The organism is Myxococcus sp. CA005, assembly GCF_006518205.1.
Classification (GTDB): Bacteria; Myxococcota; Myxococcia; order Myxococcales; family Myxococcaceae; genus Myxococcus; species Myxococcus xanthus.
Genome location: NZ_SRLV01000224.1, coordinates 1 through 400, shown reverse-complemented (window position 1 = coordinate 400; position 400 = coordinate 1). Strand labels below are relative to the sequence as shown.

Annotated in this window: 1 protein-coding gene; it reads right to left on the bottom strand. The window is 34.8% G+C overall.

Going from position 1 to position 400, the window contains the following annotated elements; translation table 11 throughout:
* The coding region (locus FMQ63_RS37240) for a hypothetical protein (RefSeq protein ID WP_255509296.1) at positions 1-359 on the bottom strand (359 nt) is incomplete at its 3' end.
* Positions 360-400: the final 41 nt, after the last annotated feature.

Here is a 400-nt window from a genome sequence, read left to right as displayed (position 1 = left end):
GGATTCAACATATCATGTAAGCGCTGGGAGCTTACCACCATAACAGGCCCATCATCGACAGAGGAGAACAGGATAAATATATTATCGTTTCGTGTTAATTTATTAGTGTTAAAGGTTCTTAACTTTTCTTCAGTTTCTATAAATATAGGTGAAACATCATCACTACGAATCCACTCTTTATAAAGATACCAGGCATTTGCTTTGATCATATCATCCGTTGATCGTAAGGCCTGATCGATAAGTTGGATAAAAAAATTGTTATTTTTATCAATCAGCCCTTTATTCATATTAAACCTGTTAATAAAATGGATCATCTGTTGGGTATCGAAATCCACCTTGCTGAATCGATGTTGACGCATAAAATCATCGAACTTGTTATCTTCACCAGAATGGATATAAC